Annotated in this window: 8 protein-coding genes; 5 read left to right on the forward strand and 3 right to left on the reverse strand. The window is 37.6% G+C overall.

Translation table 11 applies throughout. The features are described 5' to 3' along the window. Window positions 1–109: 109 nt before the first annotated feature. The 4 genes from B5F08_RS07060 to B5F08_RS07075 are packed head-to-tail and all read left to right on the forward strand — an operon-like array spanning window position 110 to window position 3,651. Entirely contained in the window at window positions 110–373 is a 264-nt protein-coding gene (locus B5F08_RS07060; RefSeq protein ID WP_087377775.1) for a PqqD family protein, read from the forward strand. Next, the gene (locus tag B5F08_RS07065) at window positions 370–813 is read left to right on the forward strand and encodes a S24/S26 family peptidase (protein WP_087377777.1); all 444 of its coding nucleotides are present in this window, start codon (window positions 370–372) and stop codon (window positions 811–813) included. The genes B5F08_RS07060 and B5F08_RS07065 overlap by 4 nt, the downstream gene beginning before the upstream one ends. A gap of 2 nt (window positions 814–815) precedes the next feature. Beyond that, entirely contained in the window at window positions 816–2,483 is a 1,668-nt protein-coding gene (locus B5F08_RS07070) for a peptidase domain-containing ABC transporter (protein WP_158096244.1), read from the forward strand. Beyond that, complete coding sequence (locus B5F08_RS07075) at window positions 2,467–3,651, forward strand: nucleotidyltransferase domain-containing protein (protein ID WP_087377781.1); 1,185 nt, start codon at window positions 2,467–2,469, stop codon at window positions 3,649–3,651. Before B5F08_RS07070 ends, B5F08_RS07075 begins: the two co-directional genes overlap by 17 nt. A gap of 66 nt (window positions 3,652–3,717) precedes the next feature. On the opposite strand, the gene B5F08_RS07080 is transcribed toward B5F08_RS07075, so the two are convergent. The 3 genes from B5F08_RS07080 to B5F08_RS13375 are packed head-to-tail and all read right to left on the reverse strand — an operon-like array spanning window position 3,718 to window position 6,773. After that, window positions 3,718–4,299, reverse strand: a complete 582-nt coding sequence (locus B5F08_RS07080) for a hypothetical protein (RefSeq protein WP_087377783.1) — start codon at window positions 4,297–4,299, stop codon at window positions 3,718–3,720. Window positions 4,300–4,327: 28 nt separating this feature from the next. Beyond that, a complete protein-coding gene (locus tag B5F08_RS07085; RefSeq protein ID WP_087377785.1) occupies window positions 4,328–6,580 on the reverse strand; it encodes a hypothetical protein in 2,253 nt (750 codons plus the stop codon). 40 nt (window positions 6,581–6,620) lie between these two features. After that, window positions 6,621–6,773 carry a hypothetical protein gene (locus B5F08_RS13375; protein WP_204245167.1) on the reverse strand — a complete coding sequence of 51 codons (153 nt, stop codon included), beginning with the start codon at window positions 6,771–6,773 and terminating at the stop codon, window positions 6,621–6,623. Between the two features lie 651 nt (window positions 6,774–7,424). Here B5F08_RS13375 and B5F08_RS07090 point away from each other — a divergent pair. Beyond that, window positions 7,425–9,638 carry a hypothetical protein gene (locus B5F08_RS07090; RefSeq protein ID WP_087377787.1) on the forward strand — a complete coding sequence of 738 codons (2,214 nt, stop codon included), beginning with the start codon at window positions 7,425–7,427 and terminating at the stop codon, window positions 9,636–9,638. Window positions 9,639–9,820: the final 182 nt, after the last annotated feature.

Below are 9,820 nucleotides of genomic sequence, written 5' to 3' on the forward strand. Positions count from 1 at the left end.
CTCTATCTAATAACTACAATTATACAACATTATGTTGAATAATTATACAGTTGATTTTGGGAGATAGGCTCCCTTATCAACCTAAATTTATTATACAAGGAGAATAAAAATGAAATTAAAAGACGGATTTATAGCATACAATACAGGAGATGAAAATCTGCTGGTAGCTACAGGCGAAGCAGGAAAAAGCTTCAACGGAATAGTGAGAAACAATGAAACAGCCGCATTTATTGCCGAGCTTTTGAAAAACGAAATTACAGAGGACGAAATTGTAAATAAAATCCTTGAAGAATACGACGTTGACGAAAAGACCGCAAGAAAAGACGTTAAAAAGCTTTTAGATACATTTAAAAGAGAAGGATTTCTGGAATGAGCGAGTATTCAACCATAGAAGCGGAAATCGAGAAGCACGGCACCGGAATTTTCACCAATGTGGGCGACAGTATGATGCCCCTGCTCAGACAAAGGCGTGATATAATCCACATATCTAAGGTTGAGGGCAGATTGAAAAAATACGATGTTCCCCTTTACAAGCGTGACAACGGACAATATGTTCTTCACAGAATTTTAAAGGTCAGGGAAAACGATTATGTGATATGCGGCGACAACCGCACAGGAATGGAAGAGGGAATAACCGACAGACACATAATCGGAGTTATGACAGGGGTAAGCCGTGACGGAAAATTCCTTTCTGTAAACGATAAAAAATATAAGCTGTACGTTATGCTTTGGGGCGGAAGAAAATCCTACAGAATTTTTCTTTTACGTGTGAAAAGCGTAATGAAAAGACTTATTAAAGGAAAGGGTCGGTGAGTGTGAAGCTTAGAAAAGAAAGCGACCGGAAAACCCTTTTGTGGATTTACGGAAAAACAAAAAAACGACTGTGGTATATAGCAGTCCTTGCTGTTGCCAATATTGTCATTGCCGCCCTTGCAACCGTGTTTGCCTTGCAGTGCAGAAGCGTAATAGACAGTGCAGTTGCAGGAAATTTTCAGGGACTTGTGTATTCGGGAATAATATTAGGTGTGATTTCCCTTGTGCAGTATTCGTTGAAAATCTTAATCGACAGTGTGTACGAGGTGGTTTCCGCCAGAGTTTCAATGGATTTAAGGCAGGACATAATAGGAAATCTTATGAAAAAGGATTTCAGCCAGACCTCAAAATATCACAGCGGAGAGATGCTCAACAGGATATTTTCAGATGTGACGGTTGTAACCGACGGAGTGGTGGGAATACTTCCCTCACTTTTAAATATGGTTACACGCCTTGTGTGCGCCGCCGCAGTTTTAATAATACTTGACGTGACCTTTGCCCTTGTGTTTCTTGTTTCGGGAATACTGCTTTTCATTGTAACAAGGATGTTTCGTGGAAAGCTCAAAAGCCTCCACAAGGAAGTCCAGCAGAAAGAGGGCAAAATGCGCTCCTATATGCAGGAAACCGTTGAAAACATACTTTTGATAAAGCTTTTCGGAGTGAGAAAAAAGTCGGAGAAAAGGACAGCGGAATTACAGCAGGAGCATTTCAAAGCCAGAATGAAACGCCGTTCCTTTACAATAGGAGCCAATGCGGGAATAGGACTGGTTTTCAGAATAGGCTATCTTTACGCCCTTATAAGGGGAGCCTTTGCAATAATGGACAGAACCATGAGCTACGGAACTTTAAGCGCAATTTTACAGCTTGTAGGACAGCTTCAGGCGCCCTTTGCAAACCTTTCGGGATTTCTCCCCAGGATGTATTCCGCAATAGCCAGCGCAGAAAGAATAATTGAAATAGAAAATCTTCCCGAGGAAAAAGAGCCGGAGAAAAAGCTTTCATACAAGGATTTTGACAGACTTGAAATAAAGAATCTGTCCTTTTCCTATGGTGAAAACCACGTGCTAAACAATGTTTCCTTTACCTTAAATAAAAAGGATTTTCTTTCTCTTACAGGAATTTCAGGTGGAGGAAAAACTACGCTGTTTAACCTGATTATGGGAGCATACAAAACCCACAAAGACGAAATAATATTTTACGATACAAAGGGAAACAGCTACACTCCCACAGAGGCGAGGGGAATTATCGGCTATGTGCCCCAGGGAAACAGCCTGTTTTCCGGTACGGTTTTTGAAAACATAGGCTTTATGAAAGAAAATTCCACAATGGAAGAGATTGAAAATGCCGCAAAAATCGCCTGCGCCCACGAGTTTATAAAGGATTTCCCAATGGGTTACGATACAATGCTGGGAGAAAACGGATTCGGAATTTCCCAGGGACAGGCCCAAAGAATTGCGGTTGCACGTGCGGTTTTAAGCGGAACAGGAGTTTTGCTTTTTGATGAAGCCACCTCGGCGCTGGATGAAATGACCCAGGTTAGAATGCTTGAAAATCTTTCAAAGCTTCGTGATAAAACCGTTATTATAGTAACCCACAGAAAGGCGGCTCTTGCAATCTGCAACCGTCATCTTAATATGGAGAACGGAGAAATATATGAGAAAGAGTCTTAATGAAAACGAAAAATATTTGATTTCCCTTTTAAAGTCTGTGCTTCACGGCTTGCCGGTTGAAGAAACGCCGGAAAACGTGAATATGGAAACGGTTTTCAGAATAGCTCATTTCCACAGTGTGGCGAATATGGCTTATTATGCCGTTAAAAATATGAAAAACCTCTCTCCGGAGCTTTTGAAAAAGTGGAAAGAGGAATACGACAAGGCACAGCTTAAAGACGTGGTACAAAGGATAGAGCTTAATCTCATAAGCAAGACCTTTGAGCAGGAGGGAATAGACCACCTGCCGGTTAAAGGATTTGTGTTAAAGGAGCTGTACCCAAAAAGCGATATGCGAGCTATGAGCGACCTTGATATTTTGATACCGCCGGACAAAGCCCAAAATGCCAGAGACGCAATGGTGAAAATAGGCTACACAGTGGAGCATTACGACGGGGGAGTGCAGGACGTTTATTTCAAGCCCCCTGTTATGAATGTGGAGATACACAATAACCTTTTTATGGAAGCTATGAAGAACTCCGTTGACTATTATAAGGAGTTTGCAAAAAAGCTTTTTTCAGAAAAAAGCAAAACCCGCCGAAGACATATAAGCGACGAGGAGGCATATGCCTATGTTATAGCCCACACCTCAAAACACTATAGGGGCGGCGGCACAGGAATACGCTCGGTCCTTGACGTTTATGTTCTGTGCGAGAAAAAGCCTGAGCTTGTTTCCTCTGAAAGATTTTTGAATATCCTTAAAGAACAAAAGCTGGATGAATTTTTCAAACACATTTCAAACCTTTCAAAGGTTTGGTTCGGCGATATGGAGTCAACGCCCCTTTATGATGAAATGGGAGCTTATGTAATGATAAGCGGAACATACGGAACAAGAACAGGGGAGATACTCAATAGAGTTTCGGAAGACTATAAAGGAAGCCTTGCTAAGAGTAAGGTTTCAAATGTAATGAAAAGATGTTTTCCGCCCCTTTATATAATGAAAACCCAGTATAGATGGCTTAAAAAATATCCTTGGCTACTGCCAGTGTCCTACCCCATGAGATTCGGCGCAGTCCTTGTTCATAGAAGAAAGAACCTTGACGTGTTTTCAAACACAGCCAATGTCAGCGAGGAAGAAGCCAAACAAATAAATACCCTCCATAAAAACACAGGAATTTTCACAGATTAAAAAGGTAAAAAAATAACACCATGCAGTATTATAAAAAATCTGCATGGTGTTTAGTTTTGTCAGTTATCAGTCAGCAGGGATAAATGGAAGTTCGTAGTCGCCGTCGCCGCCCTGAGAGTTATTTCCGGAATCACCGTCGCCGTTGTTGCCGCCGTCCGGATTGTCCGGAATAATCTCACTGGTGTTGTCTTCGTTTGAATCACCGTTGTCGCCGCTTCCGTTGTTACCGGAATTATCGGAAGAGTTTGAACCGCCGGAATTATTGTTGTTTCCGGAATTACCGTTGCTTCCTGAATTTTGAGAATTGTCGGAGCCGCCGTTGTTTGAGTCAGAACCGTTGCCTTGGTCGGAACCAGAACCCGAGCCGGAACCGCCGTTGTTTGAAGACGAGCTTCCGTCGCCGGAATTTGAGTTTGAACCGTTATCACCCTGATTTTCCATTATGTCTTCGTCAAGGAGAATTTCCATGGTAGCGTCCCTTGTTTCCTCCTGATTTTCAGAACCGTTTTCACTGCTCTGAGATGTAGAAGAAGGGTCAGCGTCACCGTTACCGGCCTTAGGCATAGCGAAAATTACAATAGCAACTACGGCAATTATAATAACCAAAGCCGAACATATTAAAACTATGTTCTTATTCTTTTTTAACAATTAAGTCACTCCTTAGTTGATTTTAAGATTATGAATTTTGAGAAGGAAAGTAATCAGCAGCAGCCTCACTGTAGTGATAGAGAGCCTGTGCAAGCTTGTAATCAGTAGTATCCTGTCCATATTTTACAAGTACCTGACGGATGTAGCAATATGGAGAATAAATTTTGATATTTGAAGCTGGGGTATATGTATTATCTGTCATATTTCCAAAAGTTACTTGGAATTCAGCCGATGATAATTTGGATATTGGAATTTGTGATGTAAGTGCAAATGCATAGTTGTTTGATTTATCAATACTAACAGGTGTACTGGAATAAGAATCTGCATCTCCTGCCAAATATTCACCTTCGGATTGTATTTTGTATCCCATATAAACATTTTCAAGAGTTGTTGTTTGAGGGTCGATAGCTTTTACATAGAATACACCAGCTATTGTTTGTAAGTGCTGGAATGAAGTTGCATAATGCTTTAATGTGTAATTTGGATTTTCTGTATCCTGATAAGACATTTTATATGTTGACAGATTCTCGGCAGTGACAGAAAGATCATTCATTTTAATGCTTGGCTCGTATTTGTTGTAATCTCCAAAATATTCATTTGCATAATATCCATATGTAGACATTGTCTGAGAAAGAGCTTTTAATTCATTCGATTTAGTTATATCGTTTGTTAAAACAGATGTAGGATCTGAATATATAGTATTAAGGTATTTATTAACGTTATAAGCTTTTGAAATCACTGTATCATCGATAGTATCACTATATTTTAGTGTAGTAACAACATCAATATTCATTTGGTCTGAATCAACTGGTACAGTAGCGACATAACGTGTATATCCATCTGTAACACCATCTTGATTAGACGCTTCTGTTAATTTTGCAGTTCCGCTTATCTTATCTTTCTGATAAGATATCTGAGTAGCTTTATTTGTTATATTTGTTTTAATATCAAAGTAGAAATTCAATCCAATAGTTCCGTCAAGTGTTACACTGTATCCGGCAACTTTAGCTGCTACATCATAACATTTAGTGCAAATACCGTTTTTATAAGTATGTCCATCAGAGCAAGATTCAGGTTTTTCATTTGTATATCCGTTGCCCTCTGTGGTTGGATATACTGTTGTGTCATCAGTAGCACCGATTGTAGGTAAAGTATTGCTATCGCTAATTGTCTGTCCCCAAACAGGGTTTGCAGCTGTATTGCCGTTGAGCTTATATGTTACTTCTCCGCTTTTAAGTTGATCATTTGTAACAGAAGTAGCTCCATTATTCTCTCCAGCAACTGTAGATAAATAATAGCTGTTTGTAACTGTTCCAGCATTGGAGTCTGTACCGTTAGTTCCAACAACCTCTCCGGAAGCATTTGTATTAAGGCAGTTGCTTATTGTAGCTGTAGAACCTGTATCTTTGTTTGTAAAGAGGTTACCTGCAATACCGCCGGCATAATTTGCAGCATCTTCATTAGTGTTAGAAACAATACCGCCGTTAAGACAGTTGTTGATAGTACCGTCATTATTGCCTACAATACCGCCTGTGTAGCCGTATGTTTCATTATTTGTAATAGTAGCATTAGCTGTGTTTTCACATTTTTTAACTGTACCGTTGTAGTTAAAAGCAACGATACCGCCGGCAGATGCTTCGTGATTTGTAACATCAGAAGAACTATTATTGGGTACAGTAACAGTAATTGCACCAGTGTTCTTACAGCTGTCAATTGTGCCGTTCTGCATAACGCCTGCAATACCGCCGGCATATGAGTTTGCACCTGTAGCACTTATTTCTGCGCTGTTTGTGCAGTTTGTGATTGTACCTCTGTTAAGTCCTGCAACACCGCCTACGAAGGCTAACTCTGTGTTGGTGCTTATAGTACCAACAATCTTAACATTTTTAATTGTACCTTCGTTTATACCAAAAAGACCTACATAATCTCCGTCGGTAATACTTCCGTTAAAAGTAATTGTCTTATTGTTTCCGTCAAATACACCGGTAAATTTATGGTCTGCATTTCCGATTGGTGTCCAATCAGATATTGCTCCTACGTTAAAACTATCTGAGAGTTTTGCACAAGCATTAGTGGTGCCGCTATTTACCAAAGAAGCAAATGTATTTAAATCTGTAACATCATCAATAATATATGGATCATTTGCTGTACCATTACCACCTCCGTAATTTCCACCAGCCGCACTTACAGTGAAATTAAAAGAAATAAGTGTGGCAAGCAGAGAAAAGGTTAACACAAAGGCAAGAGCTTTATGTAAAAGCTTATTTTTACTTTTTAACATAATTTTTCTCCTTTACTTTTTTATACATACTTGATTTATTTTAGTTGAATGGGTCTGGTTCGGTGTATGTAACTACATCATCTTCAACCACAGAACCGTTATTATCAACCGAAGAAGTTGTAATAATATCAGCGTTAAATCTCACAACCTCGGTTTCTGGGGAAAGATACGTTCTTTTCTCGTTTTTCTTCATAAAAAAATCCTCCTTAAATTCTCGTCAAAAAAATTGCAATAATTTCCGAGTATTAAGAAGGTTGTTGTATACCTATATTATACTGTATTATCAAAAAAAATCAAGGGATTTTTTATTTTTTTCAAATATATTCAGAAAAGTTAAATAATGGCAAACAACAGATTATTTTGTTGCAGTGGTTTAAAATATTTTTTATCTGACATACAGGTACAAATTGTTTTATTTTGGAATATTTTGGCTTTAAAAGTAAGAAAAATGTCGGAGAAAAATCAAAATATTCTTGAATTTTCCATAACGCTGTGATAAAATATATATTAAAGAACTTCATCTTCTTTTATAACAATAGTGCAATATGCAGCATGTATGTGTTTTTAAGCTGAGATAAGGTAAAATTAAACAGGTTTTAAGGGATAATTTCCGGGGGTTATAGGTTGGTTGTTGTAAAAAATATCCTTAAAACAGGTTTTTTTGTTGTGTCCGAATGTCGGAATAAGAAACAGTTATTATAAATGTTACATATTAAGATATATAACTGGATATGAAGTGCTTGTGCTTAAAATAAAACAAATAAACAGTTAGTAAAATATTTATGGAGCTTTGTGTATGAAAAATAGGCTTCATAAGCAAAAATAAAAGTAAGGAGTAAAAAGCATGAAAAAATGGCGAAATAAAATATTATCGGCAGTGCTTGTCCTGTCTTTATTGCTGACCTCATCATCTTTCGCTTTTGCCGTGGGTGAGGAAGGTACAACAGAAGAACCTGTTCAAGAAGTAAAAATCACCCGTGATGAAATAGCAAATTTGACCCCATCGTCAGAACATGACCCTGATGAAATAGGACGTGCGTTTGATGGAAATAAGGATACTTTTTGGCATACAAAATGGAATACTACTGGTGATGGATATGATAGTTTTATCGAAGGAACGAAGAAAAAAAGAGCTGTAGTTGTTAAATTTAAAGATTTTCAATGGATAAGTAAGCTAAGCTATCTCCCTAAATCGGGAACAAGTGGGGGAGAAGAAAACGGAAAGTTTAAAATTTGTGAAATATATATAAAAGATTTAGATGGTACTTGGAGTGATACACCATATGCAAAATCTGAAACATGGGCAAATGATGCAAATTGGAAAACTTTAAGTTTTGAACCTGTTTTTGTAGACAGTATTTTAATATATGCATCCGAAACTTATGGAGCGGGTACAAGTAATACTAATGCATATGCTTGTGCTAAAGAAATTGAGCTTTACAAGGACATGAGTAAGTATCCTACTATCACAGAACAACCTAAATCTGCGGTTTATGCGCCTGATGCGACAGTAAATGCATTAACTGTTTCTGCAAATTCTTCTGCAAGTGGTGATAATGTATCATATCAATGGTATGAAAGTAATACAGACGACTATAACGGAACTGTAATTGGAAATGCTACAAGTGATACGTATACACCAACTTTAACTTCTGATCAAACAACATATTACTATGTAAAAGTTACCGATAATTCTACAGGTGCAAATGTATACAGTGATATAGCCGTTGTTTCAATGCATAACAATAGTGATAATGACATTGCGCTTGTTAATGGTAAATATTATAATACGTTGACAAATGCTATAAATGCCGTACCGGCTGGCGGTACAGTTTGGATTGTTGGTAATATTGATTTAACATCTAATATTAATATAAATAAGGATATAAACATAAAGAGTGTTGATAATTTGATTAGAGCAACACAGCCGTTTACCATAAAAAGAACCGCTGGTAATAACAATGAAATGTTCACGGTTGAAACAACCGGTAATCTTACACTTGATAACATAATAATTGATGGCGGTGCTGAGTGGGGAAATTCTACTCCGGCAGAAGGGGCAACAAATAGCAGCGAACGAAATGGTAGCTCAATAGTGCGTGTAAATGGAGATGGACAGCTTACAATTGGTTCAAACGCTATACTTCAAAATAATGAAAGTGTTTCCAGTGGCGGCGGTGCAATAATAGCAGATTCAGGATCAGGAATTTTAAATATTTATGGTAAAATTTTAAATAATAAAACTATCAATAATACATACTGCAACGGCGGAGGCATTGTAACTAATGGTAAGCTTTCCATATATGAAGGTGCTCTTATTAAAGGAAACTTTGCAGCTTTAGGTGGTACTGATGCCGGTGTTGGCGGAGGAATTCAGTTGTATGGTAATGGTTATTTGAGTATATATGGTGGAACTATAGAAAACAACAAAGCTGGAAGAAATAGTGACAACATTAGTTTTTCCAATAATAATCAAATGATCCTTAGCGGAAACTTTAATATTGAAAATATTGATTTTAATAATGTTAATAATCCGATAAAGATTGTAGGCGATGTAGCTGAAAATAGCAGCATTACAATTATATGTAATAGTATCACTGACGGAACAAAAGTTGCAGCAATAGATGAGGGCGTAGATACTACTAATATTGTAAAGGCTATAAAAGTGGATGGTAAAACTACATATCGTTTCGGAAATGATGTTAAAGTTGGACAGGCAGCTGCATTTACAGACGGCGGACTTGATGAAACAAAGACTGTTATGCTAAATCCGAACGGAAACACAAGCACAACACTTACAGTTGAAACAACAGGTACGGATGTCACATATGAGTGGTATTCATGTGATGCGGATGGTAACAATGCTCAGTTATTAGAAGCACAGACAACTAATATGTTAACTCTTGATAATCTTGAGAAAGGCTCTTTATATTACTACTGTGTAATTGACAATGGTGATGAGAGTACAGCTGGACCTAAAACTTCAACAACCTGCGAAGTAAAGGTTACTGACTTCTATCCATGCTCAAAGGCTATTGAAAAGTTTAAAAGTATTTGATTATTAATATAAATCTATAGTTTATTAGGAACCGGGAGATCTTCTCTCGGTTTCTTCTTTGTGCAATGTCACAAAATAATTCTGTTAAATTAAGGGAAAATTTTAAAAAGAGAAAACGGTAATTTTTGTGACTGATTTACCAATAAAATTCAAATTTGGTGATTTTTTTAAAGGTTTCTACA

Source organism: Anaeromassilibacillus sp. An172 (assembly GCF_002160515.1).
Classification (GTDB): domain Bacteria; phylum Bacillota; class Clostridia; order Oscillospirales; family Acutalibacteraceae; genus Limousia; species Limousia pullorum.